The organism is Cellulomonas sp. P22 (assembly GCF_044392165.1).
The window spans coordinates 23,957-40,923 of record NZ_JBISBW010000004.1 but is presented as its reverse complement, the minus strand read 5'-3'; the positions used below and the strand labels follow the sequence as shown (position 1 = coordinate 40,923).

Sequence of the window (16,967 nt, the reverse complement as noted above, 5' to 3'; positions counted from 1 at the left end):
GGTGTCACCCGTGGCACCTAGACTGACCGGCATGGCATCGGCTGGGCGAACTGACGGCTCCGACTTCGTCCACCTGCACGTCCACACCGAGTACTCGATGCTCGACGGCGCGGCCCGGCTGGACGACCTCTTCACGGAGGCGAAGCGGCTCGGGCAGACGGCGATGGCCACGACCGACCACGGCTACCTGTTCGGCGCCTTCGACTTCTGGAACAAGGCCCGCAAGCACGGCATCAAGCCGATCATCGGCGTCGAGGCGTACCTGACGCCCGGGACCAGCCGGTTCGACCAGAACCGCGTGCGGTGGGGCGAGGCGCACCAGGCGTCCGACGACGTGTCGGCGCGCGGCGCGTACACGCACATGACGATGCTGGCCCGCACCACCGAGGGCATGCACAACCTGTTCCGGATGTCCTCGTTCGGCTCGCTCGAGGGTCAGCTCGGCAAGTGGCCGCGGATCGACCGCGAGCTGCTCAGCCGGTACAGCGAGGGCATGATCGGGATGACCGGCTGCGCCTCGGGCGAGGTGCAGACCCGCCTGCGGCTCGGGCACTTCGACGAGGCCGTGCGGGCCGCCGGAGAGTTCCAGGACATCTTCGGCAAGGACAACTTCTACGTCGAGATGATGGACCACGGTCTCGACATCGAGACCCGGGTCATCAAGGACCTGCGGCGGATCTCCGAGATCATCGGCGCGCCCATGGTCGCGACGAACGACCTGCACTACACGCGCCACGAGGACAGCCACGCGCACGAAGTGCTTCTCGCCGTGCAGTCGGGCTCGACCCTGGCCGACCCGGACCGGTTCAAGTTCGACAGCGACCAGTTCTACCTGAAGTCGGCCGAGGAGATGCGCCGCACCTGGGCGGAGCTGCCCGAGGCGTGCGACAACACGCTGCGCATCGCCGAGCAGTGCGAGGTCACGTTCAACACGGACGCGAACTTCATGCCTCGCTTCCCCGACACCCCGGCCGGCGAGAACGAGGACTCCTGGTTCATCAAGGAGGTCGAGACCGGGCTGCAGCGCCGCTACAAGGGCGCCGTGCCCGACGCCGTCCGCACGCAGGCGAACTACGAGACGGGCGTCATCACCCAGCTCGGCTTCTCGGGGTACTTCCTCGTCGTCGCCGACTTCATCAACTGGGCCAAGGCGCAGGGCATCCGGGTGGGACCGGGCCGTGGCTCGGCCGCCGGGTCGATGGCGTCCTACGCGATGGGCATCACCGAGCTCGACCCGCTCGAGCACGGGCTGATCTTCGAGCGGTTCCTCAACCCGGAGCGCGTGTCCTGGCCCGACGTCGACGTCGACTTCGACGAGCGTCGGCGCGGTGAGGTCATCCGGTACGTCACCGACAAGTACGGCGAGGACCGCGTCGCCCAGATCGTCACCTACGGCACCATCAAGGCCAAGCAGTCGCTCAAGGACGCCTCGCGCGTGCTGGGCTTCCCGTTCGCGATGGGGGAGAAGCTCACCAAGGCGATGCCGCCCGCCGTGATGGGCAAGGACATCTCCCTGGCCGGCATCTACAACCCGGACGACCCCCGCTACGCCGAGGCGGACGAGTTCCGCAAGGTCGTCGAGGCCGACCCCGAGGCGCAGCGCGTGCTCGAGACGGCGCGCGGCCTCGAAGGGCTCAAGCGCCAGTGGGGCGTGCACGCGGCCGGCGTGATCATGTCGAGCGAGCCGCTCGTCAACGTCGTGCCGATCATGCGCCGCCCCCAGGACGGCGCGATCATCACGCAGCTGGACCAGCCCGCGTCCGAGGCGCTCGGGCTGATCAAGATGGACTTCCTGGGCCTGCGCAACCTCACGATCCTCGACGACGCGCTCGAGAACATCGTGATGAACGGCAAGGACCCCATCCAGATCGAGGAGGTCCCGCTCGACGACCCGGCCACCTACGAGCTGCTGGGTCGCGGGGACACGCTCGGCGTCTTCCAGCTCGACGGCGGCCCGATGCGCTCGCTGCTGCGCCAGATGCGCCCCGACAACTTCGAGGACATCTCCGCCGTCATCGCGCTGTACCGGCCGGGCCCGATGGGGATGAACTCCCACATCAACTACGCGCTGCGCAAGAACGGCCTGCAGAAGGTCGAGCCGATCCACCCCGAGCTCGAGGAGCCGCTCGAGGAGGTCGTGGGCATCACCCACGGCCTGATCGTGTACCAGGAGCAGGTGCAGCGCGCCGCGCAGAAGCTCGCCGGCTACAGCCTGGGCCAGGCCGACCTGCTGCGGCGCGCGATGGGCAAGAAGAAGAAGGAGGTCCTGGAGAAGGAGTTCATCCCCTTCCAGGCCGGCTGCCGGGAGCGCGGGTACTCCGACGAGGCGATCCAGGCCGTGTGGGACGTGCTGGTCCCGTTCGCGGGCTACGCCTTCAACAAGGCGCACTCGGCCGCGTACGGCGTGGTCTCCTACTGGACCGCCTACCTCAAGGCCAACTACCCGACCGAGTACATGGCCGGGCTGCTCACCAGCGTGCGCGACGACAAGGACAAGTCGGCGCTGTACCTCGGCGAGTGCCGCCACATGGGCATCACGGTCCTGCCGCCCGACGTGAACTCGTCGTCGGCGAACTTCACGGCCGTGGGCAAGGACATCCGGTTCGGGCTGACGGCGATCCGCAACGTCGGCGCCAACGTCGTCGACGCGATCGTGCGGACCCGCGAGGAGAAGGGCGCCTTCACGTCCTTCATCGACTTCCTCGACAAGGTGCCCGCGGTGGTGTGCAACAAGCGGACCATCGAGTCGCTGATCAAGGCCGGAGCCTTCGACTCCCTCGGCCACCCGCGCCGCGCCCTGCTGCTCGTGCACGAGCAGGCGGTCGACTCGGTCATCGGGGTCAAGCGCAAGGAGGCCGAGGGACAGTTCGACCTGTTCGCGGACCTGGGCGCCGAGGACGACAGCATGGGTTTCTCGGTGGTCATCCCCGAGCTGCCGGACTGGGACAAGAAGCAGCGCCTGGCGTTCGAGCGCGAGATGCTCGGCCTGTACGTCTCGGACCATCCGCTCTCCGGCCTCGAGCACGTGCTCTCGGCCGCCGCGGACGTGTCGATCGCGACGCTCAACGCCGACGAGGCGCGCCCCGACGGCTCGACCGTCGTGGTCGCGGGCCTCATCACGAGCCTGCAGCGCAAGATGTCCAAGCAGGGCAACCCGTGGGCCGCCGTCACCCTGGAGGACATGGAGGGCTCGGTCGAGATCATGTTCTTCGGCGAGACGTACCTCGCCTACTCGACGGTGCTGGCCGAGGACGCGGTGGTCGTGGTGCGCGGACGTGTGCGCCGACGCGACGAGACCATGCAGCTCCAGGCCATGGAGGTCACGCTGCCGGACCTGTCGGCCGTGGCCGACGCGCCGGTCGTCGTCACCCTGCCCGCGTCCCGCTGCACGCCGCCCGTCGTCGAACGGCTCCGTGAGGTGCTCTCGACGCACCCGGGCATCAACGAGGTGCACCTGCGGCTCACGAGTCCGGGACGGGCGACGGTCATGCGCCTCGACGCGGGGCTGCGGGTCGAGCGCACGCCCTCGCTGTTCGGCGACCTCAAGGCCCTGCTCGGCCCGAGCTGCCTGTCGTGACGGCCCCGACGGCCCTGACCGAGGAGCAGACGGCCTTCGTCACCGACCGTCACCTCGCGACCCTGACGACGCTCCGCGCCGACGGGAGCCCGCACGTGGTGCCCGTCGCGTTCACGTGGGACGCCGCGCGTGGACGGGTGCGCATCACCACCAAGGTGGGTTCGGTCAAGGCCCGGAACGTCGAGCGGGCGGCGGCCGCGGGCACGCCGCCGCGCGCTGCGGTGTGCCAGGTCGAGGGGTGGCGGTGGCTGACCCTCGAGGGCCCGATCACGCTCTCGCGGGACCCGGACGAGATCGCCGAGGCGGTCGAGGCCTACGCCGCGCGCTACCGGCCGCTCGAGTTCCAGCCTGAGCGTGTGGTGCTGCACCTGGACGTCGACCGGGTGCTGGGCAGCGTGCGCTGACGGTTCTGCTCAGCCGACGACGGCGCGCACCTCGCCCGTGGGCAGGTCCACCGTGACGAGGTCGGCGCGGCGCAGCTGGCGGCCCCGGCGCCCCTCGGGCTCGCCGTTGACGAAGACGGCGCCGTCGTCGAGGAGCTCGCGTGCCTGCGCTCCCGAGTCGGCGAGGCCCGCGAGCTTGAGGAACTGACCGAGGCGGATGGACTCGTCGGTGATCGGGACGACGTCGCGCTGGCCGGGCGAGTGCGAGGTGCTCATGAGGACATCCTCCCGGAAGAGTGCGCCGGGTGACGTCCGGCGACGAGTGGTGGGACCGGGGAGTGCCCCGACGCGGGCGCGCCTAAACTTGGGGCCATGATCTCCAGAATCGACCTGCGTGGTCGGGCGATGTCCCGCCGCGAGCTGATCGAGACGCTCCCGCGCGCCGAGCTCGACGTCGAGGCCGCGACCGAGCAGGTCGCGCCGATCGTGGCGGCTGTGCGCCGCGACGGGGCGGGAGCGCTGCGTGACCTGGGGGAGCGCTTCGACGGGGTGCGCCCCGCGCGGCTGCGCGTCCCGGCGGACGCGATCGCCGCGGCCGTCGCCTCGCTCGACCCGCTCGTGCGGGCCGCGCTCGAGGAGACGATCGAGCGGGTGCGGACCGTGCACGCGGCCCAGCGGCCCGAGGACTTCACGGTCAAGCTCGACACCGGGGCGCAGGTGCGGCAGCGCTGGATCCCGGTGCGACGCGTCGGGCTGTACGTGCCGGGCGGCCTGGCGGTGTACCCGTCGTCGGTGATCATGAACGTGGTGGCCGCGCAGGAGGCGGGCGTCGGGTCGCTCGCGGTCGCGTCGCCGCCCCAGAAGGACAACGGAGGTCTGCCCTCGCCCGACGTGCTCGCGACGTGCGCGCTGCTGGGCGTCGACGAGGTGTACGCGGTGGGCGGGGCCCAGGCGATCGCGATGTTCGCGTACGGCGCGGCCGGTTCCGAGCCCGTGGACGGCACGACGCTGTGCGAGCCGGTCGACGTCATCACCGGCCCGGGGAACGTGTACGTCGCAGCGGCCAAGCGGCTCGTGCGCGGCGTCGTCGGCATCGACGCCGAGGCCGGGCCGACCGAGATCGCGATCCTGGCCGACGGCACGGCAGACGCCACGCACGTCGCAGCCGACCTGGTCTCGCAGGCCGAGCACGACCCCCTCGCCGCCGCTGTGCTCGTGACGCCGTCGGTCGAGCTGGCCGGAGCGGTCGAGGCGAAGCTCGTCGACCGGGTCGGGTCGACCGCGAACGCCGTGCGCGTCGCGCAGGCCCTGTCGGGCCCGCAGTCGGCGATCGTCATCGTCGACGACCTCGCGCAGGGCCTCGACGTGGTCAACGCCTACGGGGCCGAGCACCTGGAGATCCAGACGGTCGGCGCCGCGGCGCTCGCCGACCGGGTCACGAGCGCGGGGGCGATCTTCGTGGGGCCGTTCTCGCCGGTCTCGCTCGGCGACTACATGGCCGGCTCGAACCACGTGCTGCCCACCGGTGGCTGCGCGCACTTCGCGAGCGGCCTCGGCGTGCACAGCTTCGTGCGCGCCGTCCAGGTCATCGAGTACGACGCGGACGCGTTGGGCGCCGTGGCCGAGCGGATCGTCGCGCTGGCCGACGCCGAGGGGCTGCCGGCGCACGGCGAGGCGGTCCGGGCCCGCTTCTGACGGCGCGAGCCGCCCGCGGCTGCAGTCACGGGCGGCTCGTGGACGACTTGCATCCCAGTGGTGCCCCAGGCGTCTGTGCTGGTCCGGGGCCGTTTCGGAGCTCGAACAGGGTGCAGTCGAGCACCGACCGGTCAGCCCACGCCCAGCACGAACGGGTGCACGGCGGACGCGCCGGCCTGGCGCAGCAGCCGGGTGGCGACGGTGAGCGTCCATCCGGAGTCGGTGCGGTCGTCGACGAGGATCACGGCCCGGCCCGGCAGGTCGGCCAGCGCCGAGGGGTCGAGGTCGAGCTCGAGGCGGTGCACGACGCCCGCGAGGCGCTGCGCCGAGTTGACGTCGTGGCGCGCGGGCGGGGTGCCGGGGACGGGGCGCACGCTGCCGACCACGGGGAGCCCGAGCTGCCGCGCGACACCCTCGGCCAGGTGGCGCACCAGCCCGGGCCGGGTCGCGGACTCCACCACCACGACCCCCGAGGGGGCCGGGTCGGGGTGCCAGGCCGCGAGCACCTCGAGCACGGGGCGACGCAGCGGGACGGGCAGGGCGTCTCCCGTGCCGGGCTCGGCTCCGTCGTGGCCGGTCACGGGAGTGAACAGGTCACGCAGCAGACCGCCCCAGCCGATCCCGTCGAGACGTGCCACCGCTCGACCGGTCTCCGCGCGCTGGCCGTCCGGGATCTTGCCCGTGAGGTCGATCCCGAGCGATGCCATGCCCGAGGGCCACATCTTGCGCGGCTCGACCTCGACGCCGGGGACCGCGAGTCGCTCGCGCGCGACCTCGACCTCGGCGGCGTCGGGCACGACCCCCGCGCTCGCCCCGCCGCACCGGTCGCAGCGTCCGCACCGCCACCCGTCGGTCAGCTCGGGGTCGTCGAGCGCCCGCCGCAGGAACGCCATGCGGCACCCGTCGGTGCGCACGTAGTCGACCATCGACTGCTGCTCGGCGCGGCGCGCGGCCGCGACCCGCTCGTAGCGCTCGGCGTCGTAGGACCACGGCCGGCCGGTGGCCTCCCAGCCGCCCCGCACGCGGCGCACGGCACCGTCCACGTCGAGCACCTTGAGCATGAGCTCGAGGCGTGCGCGGCGCAGCGTCACCGACGTCTCGAGGGCGGCCGTCGAGAGCGTGCCGCGGGCGGTGAGCGCCGCGAGCGCGGCGCGCACCTCGGTCTCGGGCGGGAACGCCATCGAGGCGAAGTAGTCCCAGATCGCCCGGTCCTCCCGCCCCGGCAGGAGCACCACCTCGGCGTGCTCGGTGGCACGACCCGCGCGCCCCACCTGCTGGTAGTAGGCGATCGGCGAGGCCGGTGCGCCGAGGTGCACGACGAACGCGAGGTCGCCCTTGTCGAACCCCATGCCGAGGGCCGACGTCGCGACCAGCGCCTTGACCCGGTTGGCGAGCAGGTCCGCCTCGGCCGCCTCCCGCTCGGTCGTGTCGGTCTGGCCCGTGTACGCGCGCACGTCGAGGCCCACCCCGCGCAGGTACTCGGTGACCTGCTGGGCCGCGGCGACAGTCAGGCAGTAGACGATGCCCGAGCCGTCGATGCGCGGCAGGTTGTGGGCGAGCCACGCGAGCTGCGCGGACGTGTCCGGCAGCGTCGCGACCGACAGGTGCAGGCTGTCCCGGTCGAGCGGTCCGCGCAGGACGAGCACGTCGGCGAGGTGGTCGGTGCCGTCCTCGGCGGTCACGGCGAGCTGCTCCGCGACGTCGTCGGTCACGCGCGAGTTCGCCGTGGCGGTCGTGGCCAGCACCGGGATGCCCGGGGGCAGGTCGGTGAGCAGGGTGCGGATGCGACGGTAGTCGGGCCGGAAGTCGTGCCCCCAGTCCGAGATGCAGTGCGCCTCGTCGATCACCACGAGCCCCGCGTCGGCGGCGAGCCGGGGCAGCACCTCGTCGCGGAAGCCCGGGTTGTTCAGTCGCTCGGGGGAGACCAGCAGCACGTCGACCTCGCCCGCGTGGACGCGCGCCTGCACGTCGGCCCACTCGGTCATGTTGGACGAGTTGATGGTCTCGGCGCGGATCCCCGCGCGTGCCGCGGCGGCCACCTGGTTGCGCATGAGCGCGAGCAGCGGGGAGATGATCACCGTCGGCCCGGACGGCGGGCCGCCGGCCGCGCCTGCGCGCAGCAGGGCCGTCGCGACGAAGTAGACGGCCGACTTGCCCCACCCGGTGCGCTGGACCACGAGCGCCCGCCGCCGGTCCGCGACCAGGGCCTCGACCGCGACCCACTGGTCCTCACGGAGCCGGGCGTCTTCGCGTCCGACGAGGGCCCGCAGCGCCGCCTCGGCCTGCTCGCGGAGCGCTGCGCGGTCCACCGGGGCTGCGGCGTCGTGCTCGGTGGACGAGGTCGCGTCGGACGTGACGGGCCGGGGGGAGGGGGACATGCCTCGATGGTAGGCAGAGCCACCGACTCCGCGGGGAGGGGCCCCGGAGACGGGGATGCCCGTCCGCTGGGGGGCGGGGCGGACGGGCATCGGGCTGACGTCGTCGTCAGAGCAGGCGACCGGCGCGAAAGGGGGACGTCGCTCGGTCGCACATCGAGGCTAGGCACATCCCGGGCTCCCTGGGGTGGGACCTTGGTCACGTTCTCCGGCGAGGTGCTCCGCGGCGACGGCCCGCGACGCGTGGCGGTCACCGACCGAGGTCCGGACGCTCGACGGCCCTCTCAGGCGCAGTCCCTAGACTCGCAGGCGTGACAGCAGACCTGGACCGCCCGTCGTTGCCCCTGCGCGCCGAGCTCGCCGGCCTCGAGCCGTACGGCGCCCCGCAGCTCGACGTTCCGCACCTGCTCAACGTCAACGAGAACCCGTATGCGCCCTCGGCCGAGGTCGTCGCCGACATCGCCCACGACGTCGCGCTGGCCGCCGCCGGCCTCAACCGCTACCCCGACCGCGACTTCACGGCCCTGCGCGCGGACCTCGCGGCGTACCTGCACGTCGAGTCCGGCGTCGAGCTCGCGCCCGAGCAGGTCTGGGCCGCGAACGGCTCGAACGAGATCATGCTGCACCTGCTGCAGGCCTTCGGCGGACCGGGCCGCACCGCGCTGTCGTTCGCGCCCACCTACTCGATGTACCCCGAGTACGCGCGCGACACGTCGACCCGCTGGGTGGCCGGGCGCCGCGCCGAGGACTTCGCCGTGGACCCGCAGCAGGCCGCCGCGACGATCGCTGCCGAGGCGCCGTCGGTCGTGCTGCTCGCGAGCCCCAACAACCCGACGGGCACCGCGCTGCCGACGGCGACGCTCGAGGTCCTGCTCGACGCCGCGGCGCGTGTGCCCGGGGGCTGCGTGGTCGTGGTCGACGAGGCGTACGGCGAGTTCCGCCGCGCGGGCACCCGCTCGGCCCTCGACCTGCTCGCCGCGCACCCGCACCTGGTCGTGACGCGGACCATGTCCAAGGCGTTCGGCCTGGCCGGTGCCCGCGTGGGGTACCTCGCCGCGTCGACCGAGGTCGTCGACGCGCTGCGCGTCGTCCGGCTGCCGTACCACCTGTCGGCCGTGACCCAGGCGGTCGCCCGCGCGGCCCTGCGGCACGCGCCCGAGCTCATGGCGCAGGTCGGCTCGCTGCGGGTCGAGCGGGACGCGACTGTGACCTGGCTGCGCGAGCAGGGCCTGACCGTCGCGGAGTCCGACGCGAACTTCGTGCTGTTCGGGGTGTTCGACGACCGGCACGCGATCTGGCAGGGTCTGCTCGACCGGGGGGTGCTGATCCGCGAGGTCGGGCCCGAGGGGTGGCTGCGCGTGTCGATCGGCACGCCGGAGGACATGACGGCGTTCAAGGACGCCCTGGTGGAGGTGGCTGGACTGTGAGCACGACGGCTGACCGCGGCGCGCGCACGGCGCGCATCGAGCGGACCACGAGCGAGTCGTCGGTGCTCGTCGAGCTCGACCTCGACGGCACGGGGACCACCGACATCTCGACCACGGTCGGGTTCTACGACCACATGCTCACGGCCCTCGGCAAGCACTCGCTCATCGACCTGACCGTCAAGGCCACGGGCGACACGCACATCGACGCCCACCACACGGTCGAGGACGTCGCGATCGCGATCGGCGAGGCGCTGCGTCTGGCGCTGGGCGACAAGCAGGGGATCTCGCGCTTCGGGGACGCGCTCGTCCCGCTCGACGAGGCGTTGGCCCAGGCCGTCGTCGACGTGTCCGGCCGCCCGTACCTCGTGCACTCCGGCGAGCCCGCGGGGCAGGAGCACCACCTCATCGGCGGGCAGTTCACGGGCTCGCTCACGCGTCACGTCTTCGAGTCGATCGCGCACCACGCCGGGATCTGCATCCACATGCGGGTGCTGGCCGGTCGCGACCCGCACCACGTCGTCGAGGCGCAGTTCAAGGCCCTGGCCCGCGCGCTGCGGTTCGCCGTCCAGCCCGACCCACGGGTCGTGGGCATCCCGAGCACCAAGGGGGCGCTGTGAGCACCGACCACCCGCAGCCGTCGGGCGGCGACGAGCTGCCCGAGGGCTTCACCGTGCCCGACGACCTGTCGGGGCTGACCGGTCCCGGCGCCGACCCCGGGCCCGCTCCGGCCGGGGCGGACGCCGCCGCACCCGCGGCCGCCGCGCCGCAGGCCGAGCAGCCCACCGTCGCGCTCGTGGTCACGCAGGTCGCGGGCGCCGAGGCGCTCGCGGCGGCCTGCGCGATCGCGAAGGTCGACGTCGATGCGATCTTCACGTCGGTCGGTGCGGTCGCCGTGCTGCGCGACCCGACCGCAGCCGTCGCCGGCGCCCGCGCGATCTCGGCGATGCTCAAGACCTCGCCCGTGGTGCTGCTCGTGCGGCACACGGGCCAGATCGGCGCCACGCAGTGGGCCGGTGGAGTGCAGGGCGACGACCTGCCCCCGGGTCTCGTGCTGTCCGACGCCCCGGCCGAGATCGAGCAGCTGCTGCTCGGCACCCTCGTGGTCGCGGACGCGGAGAACGCCGTGACGAGCGTGGGCCTGTCGCGCTGGAAGGCGATGCGGCTGCTCGCGGCGGCGACCCGCGACCAGCGCCGCGGCTGAACCTCGTCCGTGGCCACCGAGCCGCCGCCGAGGGCTGGACGCGACGACTGCCCGTCCAGGTCGGCCGGGTAGCCTGACCCCGTGCCCAGCCAGTCTCGCGTCGTCGTCCTCGACTACGGCTTCGGCAACGTGCGGTCCGCCGTGCGTGCGCTGATGCGTGTCGGTGCACAGGTCGAGCTCACCTCCGACCCCCATGCGGCCGCCGAGGCCGACGGCCTCGTGGTGCCCGGCGTCGGGGCGTTCGCCGCGTGCATGGAGGGCCTGCGCGCCGTCCACGGCGACCAGATCGTCGACCGGCGGCTCGCGGGCGGACGCCCGGTCCTGGGCATCTGCGTCGGCATGCAGGTCATGTTCGCCGCGGGCGACGAGCACGGGGAGCGCGCCGAAGGGCTGGGCGAGTGGCCCGGTGTCGTGGACCGGCTCGAGGCCGACGTCGTGCCGCACATGGGCTGGTCGACGGTGGACGTGCCCGAGGGCTCGACGCTGTTCGCCGGCCTGGAGGACGAGCGCTTCTACTTCGTGCACTCCTACGCGGCCCGCAGCTTCCCGCTGGCCGAGGAGGCGGACGGCACCCGGTTCCGTGCACCGCTCGTCACCTGGTCGCAGCACGGCGACCGCTTCGTGGCCGCGGTCGAGAACGGTCCGCTGTCGGCGACCCAGTTCCACCCCGAGAAGTCCGGCGACGCCGGCGCCGAGCTGCTGCGCAACTGGGTCGGCTCGCTGCGCTGAGCCGCGCGGCGGTCCCGGACCCGCACCGCCCGACGACCACGTCGGGCACCGCACCGAGCACGACAGGGCCGACGTGGCCCGCACGAACCCCGGCGCCCCAGCCGCGCCGCCGAGAGAGGACACCATGACCGACCGTCTCGAGCTGCTGCCCGCCGTCGACGTCGCCGAGGGGCAGGCCGTGCGCCTGGTCCAGGGCGCTGCCGGGTCCGAGACGGGCTACGGCGACCCGCTCGCCGCGGCGCTCGACTGGCACGCCGGGGGAGCCGAGTGGATCCACCTGGTCGACCTCGACGCGGCCTTCGGCCGGGGCAGCAACGCCCCCCTGCTCGCCGAGGTCGCCGCCGACCTCGCCGGGAAGGGTGTCAAGGTCGAGCTCTCGGGCGGCATCCGGGACGACGCGTCGCTCGAGCGCGCGCTCGCGACGGGGGCCACGCGGGTCAACCTGGGCACCGCGGCCCTCGAGGACCCCGCGTGGACCGCGAAGGTCATCGAGAGCCACGGAGCCGCGATCGCCGTCGGCCTGGACGTGCGGGGCACCACGCTCGCCGCGCGCGGCTGGACCCAGGAGGGCGGCGACCTGTGGGAGGTGCTCGCCCGGCTCGACGACGCAGGATGCGCACGGTACGTGCTGACCGACGTGACGAAGGACGGCACGCTGCGCGGCCCGAACCTCGAGCTGCTGCGTGAGGTGTGCGCGCGCACGTCCGCGCCGGTCGTCGCGTCGGGCGGCATCTCGAGCCTCGCCGACATCGAGGCGCTGCGCGCGCTCGTGCCGCTCGGCGTCGAGGGTGCGATCGTCGGCAAGGCCCTCTACGCGGGGGCGTTCACGCTGCCCCAGGCCCTGGACGTCGCCGGGCGGCCGTGACCGTGGCCGGTCGTGAGCTCCCGCCGTCCTCGCCGTTCGCGGGCGACGACGGCTCGTGCGACATCGGGCTCGGTCGCGCGCTCGACGCGTTCGGCGAGGGCAGGGGGGCGCTCGGCGCCGTGGTCGACGCCCTCGCGGGCACCCGGGTGCTGGTGCCCGTGCTGGCCGAGCTTGAGGTCGCCGACGTCGTGGTCCACGACGGGCACGAGCACACGGTCGACAAGGAGGCGTCGGCCGGCATCGTCGCGCTGCGGGCCCCCGACGGGCGGACCGCTCTGCCGGTGTTCTCCTCGGTCGCGAGCATGAGCGCGTGGCGTGCCGACGCGCGCCCCGTGCCCTCGGACGTCGCCCGAGCGGCGCTGTCGGCCGTGGAGGAGGGCTGGGAGCTGCTCGTGCTCGACCCGGGCGGCCCCGTCACCGTGCTCGTGCCCCGTCCCGCGGTGTGGGCGCTCGCCCAGCAGCGGGCGTGGGTGCCCGCGGTACGTCCCGGCCCGGGGGGCGACGAGGTGTGCCCGGACGTCCGCGCCGCCGTCCGCGAGGCGCTCGCGGGCATCCCTCAGGTGCCCGCCGCGGACGCCGAGCCCGGTCGGCGCGCCGAGGTCGCCGTGGTCCTGTCCGTCGTCGCCGGGCTCGACCGCCCGCGCCTCGACGCCGTGCTCGCGCAGGTCAACGAGCGGCTCGCCGCCGACGAGACGGTCACCGCACGGGTCGACTCGCTCGAGCTGCGGCTGCGCACCGCCTGAGCGACGGGCCAGGTCGGGGCTGCCCGCGCGTCAGCGGTGCAGCGACCCGAGGCGCCGCAGGTGCCGGAGGCGTCCGAGGTGGCCGAGGTAGCCGTGGTGCCCCGGCAGCCCGTGGTGGCCGGGCAGCACGCGACGCACGCTGCGCAGCACCAGGGCGAGGCAGGCGGTCGCGCCCAGGACCACCACCGCGACGGCGCCGACGACCTGGGCCCCGAGCACGATCCGGTTGACGTCGATCGCGGGGCGCCAGTGCACGCCTGAATCGTCGATGACGTAGACCCCGAGCGGCTTGACCCGCGCGGCGTAGCCACCCCCGCCCCCGTCGCCCTCGCGGACGCCGCCCTCGCGGACGCCGCCCTCGGTGTCGTCCCCCTGCGTGCCCCGGCCGCCACCACTCCCGGTGGCGCCCATGATCTTCGCGACCGGGACGAGGGTGCGTCCCCCGTGCTCGTACGGGGTGCCGAAGGCCCGGGCGACGTTCAGCGTCTCGCTCGCGGTACGGGTCACGACGTAGGGGTCGAACTGCTGCTCGTCGGGCATGGTGTCTCCGGTCTGCTCGCGGCTCAGGGAGCCCGGGTGGTCAGGACGTCGCGCACGGCACGGTCTCGGTGAAGGCCGTGTCGTCTGCAAGCATCGTGCGCAGCGTGCTCACCGGCACCACGAAGCTCATGCCGGTCGAGTTCTTGGCGTAGACGACGCCGATCACGCGTCCCTCCTCGTCGAGCGCCGCCGAGCCCGAGCTCCCCGGCTCGACCGCGGCGTCGGTGACGAGCACCTCGCCGAGGTTCTCGTTGAGCGGGTCGGTCGTGGTGCCGATCACCCGCCCGCTCGTGACGGTGAGCCGGCCGCCCAGCGGGTAGCCGACGACAGTCACGGCGTCGCCCGGCTCGGGGTCGACCTCGGCCAGCACGGGCGCCGCAGGCAGCGGCTCGGCGGTGCGCACCACGGCCAGGTCGGCCAGGCCCGCCGTGCTCGCCGCGGTCACCGCGATGTCCCGGCCGTCGTAGGTGCTGACCTGCAGATCGGTCGAGTCGGCCACCACGTGGCGGTTCGTGACGAGCGTCGTCTCGTCGAGCGCGAAGCCCGATCCGGTGGACAGCGACGAGCACCCCACGTTGCGGATGCGCACCGCCATCCGCTGCGCCGCGTCGAAGCCGTCGGGGGAGAGGTTGCCCGTCGTGTCGGGCTCGGCCACCGGGACCGTCGACGGCACCACGTCGGTCGGCATCGGACCCGGCATCGACGGAAGCGCGCCGCACCCCGCGAGCAGCGCCGCGACGAGGAGCAGGCCCCCCGTCGGGACGGCGCGCGTGCTCGCCCAGGACCGGCTCACCGGTCGAGCTCCTTCTGCAGCGTCGCGTTCGCGTCCGTGGCCGCGCCGCACACGCGCTCCACGTCGGACCGGAACCGCGCGAGGTCCGTCGGGTCGTACTGCGCCGCGTTCTGCAGGTACTCGATGAGCCGGTACTGGCCGTCGATGCACGTCGACAGGGCAGACGCGACGTCGCGGGCCGCCTCGGAGACGCGCTCCTGGTAGTCGACGAGGCGCTGCTGCACCTCGCGGTCGTCGCCCAGCTGTGCCTTCTCGTCCGCGAGCTCTGTGATGCGCGCCTGGGCCGCGCCGAGCTGCTCCCGCGTGCCCTCGAGCTCGGCCAGCGCGCCCTCGAGCTCGCCGCGGGACTGGGCCAGGTCCTCCACGGTGCCCCGGGCGACCTGCTCCCACTCGGTGCTGCGCTGCTCGAGCGACCGCGCCAGGACGACCAGGTACGTCGAGGCCCCGAGGAGCACGGCCAGCAGCAGCCCGAGCACGATCACCGGCCACGGGTGGCGGTGGCTGACCGGCTCGGCCAGCGGCATGGTGAGCGGGGGCGGGACGTACCCGGCGTGCTCGCCCCCGGTGGCCACGGGCGGCGCGTCGACCGCGACGGACCCCGGCAGCGCTGTGGTGCCCAGCCCGTCCGGGCTCCACGCGGTCGCAGTCGCGACGCGGGCGGGCGCAGCGGTGGTCGGCGAAGGAGGAGCAGGCCGGACGTCGGGCTGGTCCGGGGTCCCCGGGTCACTGGTCACCCGGCACAGGATAGGGGCGGGTGTCGCCGTCCAGACCGCGGATCGAAATGGTCGCGCGCCCACGGGCCTCGGCGGGAGAGGATCCTCCCCGTGCTCCTCTCCCGCTACGCCGACCTCCTGCGCCTGCCCGGTGTGCTGCGCCTCGTCCTCGTCTCGCTCGTGGCGCGCCTGCCGCACGCCATGACCGGGATCGTGCTCACGCTGCACGTCGTGACCACGCTCGACAAGGGCTACGGCCAGGCCGGGATCGTCGCTGGAGCCATGACGCTCGGGTCGGCGATCGGCGCACCGTGGCGCGGACGGATGGTCGACACGCTCGGCCTGCGGCGCGCGCTCGCGCCGTCGGTCGCGGTCGAGGCGGCCGTGTGGATCTGCGCGCCCCTGCTCGGCTACGAGCTGCTGATCGGCGCCGCTTTCGTCGCGGGCCTGTTCCTCGTGCCGGTGTTCTCCGTGGTGCGTCAGTCGCTCGGCGTCCTCGTGCCGCCCGCGCAGCAGCGCACCGGGTACGCGCTCGACTCGGTCGGCACCGAGGCGACGTTCATGCTCGCGCCCGTGACCGGCGTGATGATCGCGACCCAGATCTCGACGACGGTGGCGCTCGTGGTGGTCGGCGTCGCGACGGTCGGTGCGGGTGCGCTGCTCATGTGGCTGAACCCGCCGACGCGGAGCGCGCAGCTCGACGGTGCCGCGGCGCCGGTCCCGGTCGAGCGCGGCTCGTGGCGCGACGTCGTCACCCCGGGACTGCTCGTGGTCCTCGCGGCGTCGGTCGCCGCGTCGCTCGTGCTCAACGGCACCGACCTGGCGATCGTCGCCTCGCTCCAGGACGCCGGGCGCGGCGGCTCGGTCGGGTGGATGGTCGCGCTGTGGGCGGGTGGGTCGCTCGTCGGCGGTCTGGTCTACGGGGCCGGTCGGCGCGCCGTGCACCCGCTGGCCATCGTGTTCGCGCTCGCTGTGCTGACCGTCCCGGCGGCGTTCGCCGGCACGCCGCTGCTGCTGGCGTTCGCTGTCGTCCTCGCCGGTCTGCCGTGCGCCCCGGCCCTGTCCTCGATCACGGCGACGCTCGTGCGCCTCGTGCCTGAGCACCGACGGGGCGAGGTCATGGGCTGGAACGGCACCGCGATGACCGTGGGTGCCGCACTCGGTGCCCCGGTGTGCGGTGCGGTGATCGACCGGGCGGGTGCCCAGGCCGGCTTCCTGACCGCGTCGCTCGTCGCGGCCGGTCTGGCCGGGGTCGGGCTCGTGGTGCTCAAGGTCACGCGTGACCGAGCGGTCGAGGTGGCAGCGCGTGACGAGGTGGCAGCGCGCGACGAGGCCGAGCCCGTCACCGGTGACGCCCTGGTCGAGGTCCTGACCCGCGCCGCGGGCACCGGCGGGCCGCTGTCCGGCGACGTGCCCGCCCAGGCCATGGGTCCGCGGGACGGGGCGTCCGACGCCCGGGAGGTCGTCCGGCAGGCGACGACGGTCCCCGAGCTCAGCTGACGGGACCGGTGAACGCCTCGCCAGGGCCCTCGCCGACCGCGTCGGGGAACGGGGACGCCTCACGGAACGCGAGCTGGAGCGAGCGCAGGCCGTCCCGCAGCGCCCGGGCGTGCTGGTTGCCGAGGTCGGGGGCCGAGGCCGTGACGAGCGCGGCGAGCGCCGTGATGAGCTTGCGGGCCTCGTCGAGGTCGAGGTAGTCCGCTCCCGGGGCTCCCGGGGTGTCCTCGGACAGACCGCACTTCACGGCCGCGGCGCTCATGAGGTGGACCGCGGCGGTCGTGATGACCTCGACCGCGGCGACGTCGGCGATGTCGCGGGTCTGGGCGGCGGCGTCGACCTGCCCCGGGGTCTCGACGGGGGAGGGGACGGGCGCGTGCGGCTCGGACATGGTGACGATCCTCTCATCCCGCGGGCCGCCTCCGAGGG

The 16,967-nt window shown here is 73.7% G+C and carries 16 protein-coding genes; 10 read left to right on the top strand and 6 right to left on the bottom strand.

Annotated features, from left to right (window positions below):
* Window positions 1-31 precede the first annotated feature (31 nt).
* Both dnaE and ACGIF2_RS04275 read left to right on the top strand, forming a co-directional pair.
* A complete protein-coding gene (gene dnaE / locus ACGIF2_RS04280; RefSeq protein WP_396043847.1) occupies window positions 32-3,577 on the top strand; it encodes a DNA polymerase III subunit alpha in 3,546 nt (1,181 codons plus the stop codon).
* Window positions 3,574-3,981, top strand: coding sequence for a pyridoxamine 5'-phosphate oxidase family protein (locus tag ACGIF2_RS04275; RefSeq protein WP_396043845.1), 408 nt, complete (start codon window positions 3,574-3,576; stop codon window positions 3,979-3,981). The genes dnaE and ACGIF2_RS04275 overlap by 4 nt, the downstream gene beginning before the upstream one ends.
* Before the next feature lie 9 nt (window positions 3,982-3,990).
* Here the strand turns inward: ACGIF2_RS04275 and ACGIF2_RS04270 are convergent, their stop codons facing one another.
* Window positions 3,991-4,236 carry an RNA-binding S4 domain-containing protein gene (locus ACGIF2_RS04270; RefSeq protein ID WP_396043842.1) on the bottom strand — a complete coding sequence of 82 codons (246 nt, stop codon included), beginning with the start codon at window positions 4,234-4,236 and terminating at the stop codon, window positions 3,991-3,993.
* 96 nt (window positions 4,237-4,332) lie between these two features.
* On the opposite strand from ACGIF2_RS04270, the gene hisD reads away from it, so the two are divergent.
* Window positions 4,333-5,655, top strand: a complete 1,323-nt coding sequence (gene hisD, locus ACGIF2_RS04265; protein ID WP_396043840.1) for a histidinol dehydrogenase — start codon at window positions 4,333-4,335, stop codon at window positions 5,653-5,655.
* A gap of 131 nt (window positions 5,656-5,786) precedes the next feature.
* Here the strand turns inward: hisD and ACGIF2_RS04260 are convergent, their stop codons facing one another.
* Complete coding sequence (locus ACGIF2_RS04260; protein WP_396043838.1) at window positions 5,787-8,033, bottom strand: RecQ family ATP-dependent DNA helicase; 2,247 nt, start codon at window positions 8,031-8,033, stop codon at window positions 5,787-5,789.
* 308 nt (window positions 8,034-8,341) lie between these two features.
* Between ACGIF2_RS04260 and ACGIF2_RS04255 the strand changes: the two genes are divergently transcribed.
* The 6 genes from ACGIF2_RS04255 (at window position 8,342) to ACGIF2_RS04230 (ending at window position 12,995) form a co-directional block, all read left to right on the top strand.
* Window positions 8,342-9,457, top strand: coding sequence for a histidinol-phosphate transaminase (locus ACGIF2_RS04255; protein WP_396043836.1), 1,116 nt, complete (start codon window positions 8,342-8,344; stop codon window positions 9,455-9,457).
* Window positions 9,454-10,074, top strand: a complete 621-nt coding sequence (hisB, locus tag ACGIF2_RS04250; protein WP_396043834.1) for an imidazoleglycerol-phosphate dehydratase HisB — start codon at window positions 9,454-9,456, stop codon at window positions 10,072-10,074. Before ACGIF2_RS04255 ends, hisB begins: the two co-directional genes overlap by 4 nt.
* Window positions 10,071-10,658 carry a hypothetical protein gene (locus tag ACGIF2_RS04245; protein WP_396043832.1) on the top strand — a complete coding sequence of 196 codons (588 nt, stop codon included), beginning with the start codon at window positions 10,071-10,073 and terminating at the stop codon, window positions 10,656-10,658. Before hisB ends, ACGIF2_RS04245 begins: the two co-directional genes overlap by 4 nt.
* 81 nt (window positions 10,659-10,739) lie before the next feature.
* A complete protein-coding gene (gene hisH, locus ACGIF2_RS04240; RefSeq protein ID WP_396043830.1) occupies window positions 10,740-11,387 on the top strand; it encodes an imidazole glycerol phosphate synthase subunit HisH in 648 nt (215 codons plus the stop codon).
* Window positions 11,388-11,511: 124 nt separating this feature from the next.
* A complete protein-coding gene (priA, locus tag ACGIF2_RS04235) occupies window positions 11,512-12,252 on the top strand; it encodes a bifunctional 1-(5-phosphoribosyl)-5-((5-phosphoribosylamino)methylideneamino)imidazole-4-carboxamide isomerase/phosphoribosylanthranilate isomerase PriA (RefSeq protein ID WP_396043827.1) in 741 nt (246 codons plus the stop codon).
* 2 nt (window positions 12,253-12,254) lie between these two features.
* Window positions 12,255-12,995, top strand: coding sequence for an SseB family protein (locus ACGIF2_RS04230; protein ID WP_396044214.1), 741 nt, complete (start codon window positions 12,255-12,257; stop codon window positions 12,993-12,995).
* A 30-nt stretch (window positions 12,996-13,025) separates the two neighbouring features.
* On the opposite strand, the gene ACGIF2_RS04225 is transcribed toward ACGIF2_RS04230, so the two are convergent.
* Genes ACGIF2_RS04225 through ACGIF2_RS04215 form a run of 3 tightly spaced genes read right to left on the bottom strand, consistent with a single transcriptional unit; the run spans window position 13,026 to window position 15,062 of the window.
* A complete protein-coding gene (locus ACGIF2_RS04225) occupies window positions 13,026-13,535 on the bottom strand; it encodes a spore germination protein GerW family protein (protein WP_396043825.1) in 510 nt (169 codons plus the stop codon).
* A gap of 40 nt (window positions 13,536-13,575) precedes the next feature.
* Complete coding sequence (locus tag ACGIF2_RS04220; protein WP_396043823.1) at window positions 13,576-14,328, bottom strand: S1C family serine protease; 753 nt, start codon at window positions 14,326-14,328, stop codon at window positions 13,576-13,578.
* A complete protein-coding gene (locus ACGIF2_RS04215) occupies window positions 14,325-15,062 on the bottom strand; it encodes a hypothetical protein (protein ID WP_396043821.1) in 738 nt (245 codons plus the stop codon). The genes ACGIF2_RS04220 and ACGIF2_RS04215 overlap by 4 nt, the downstream gene beginning before the upstream one ends.
* A gap of 90 nt (window positions 15,063-15,152) precedes the next feature.
* On the opposite strand from ACGIF2_RS04215, the gene ACGIF2_RS04210 reads away from it, so the two are divergent.
* A complete protein-coding gene (locus ACGIF2_RS04210) occupies window positions 15,153-16,541 on the top strand; it encodes an MFS transporter (protein WP_396043818.1) in 1,389 nt (462 codons plus the stop codon).
* Here the strand turns inward: ACGIF2_RS04210 and ACGIF2_RS04205 are convergent.
* Entirely contained in the window at window positions 16,534-16,929 is a 396-nt protein-coding gene (locus tag ACGIF2_RS04205; protein WP_396043816.1) for a DUF1844 domain-containing protein, read from the bottom strand. The two genes, ACGIF2_RS04210 and ACGIF2_RS04205, sit on opposite strands and share 8 nt — an antisense overlap.
* Between the last annotated feature and the right edge of the window lie 38 nt (window positions 16,930-16,967).

Coding starts and splice junctions, on each gene's coding strand:
- dnaE (WP_396043847.1), top strand. CDS start 32: ATGGCATCGGCTGGGCGAACTGACGGCTCCGACTTCGTCCACCTGCAC.
- ACGIF2_RS04270 (WP_396043842.1), bottom strand. CDS start 4,236: ATGAGCACCTCGCACTCGCCCGGCCAGCGCGACGTCGTCCCGATCACC.
- hisD (WP_396043840.1), top strand. CDS start 4,333: ATGATCTCCAGAATCGACCTGCGTGGTCGGGCGATGTCCCGCCGCGAG.
- ACGIF2_RS04260 (WP_396043838.1), bottom strand. CDS start 8,033: ATGTCCCCCTCCCCCCGGCCCGTCACGTCCGACGCGACCTCGTCCACC.
- priA (WP_396043827.1), top strand. CDS start 11,512: ATGACCGACCGTCTCGAGCTGCTGCCCGCCGTCGACGTCGCCGAGGGG.
- ACGIF2_RS04225 (WP_396043825.1), bottom strand. CDS start 13,535: ATGCCCGACGAGCAGCAGTTCGACCCCTACGTCGTGACCCGTACCGCG.
- ACGIF2_RS04205 (WP_396043816.1), bottom strand. CDS start 16,929: ATGTCCGAGCCGCACGCGCCCGTCCCCTCCCCCGTCGAGACCCCGGGG.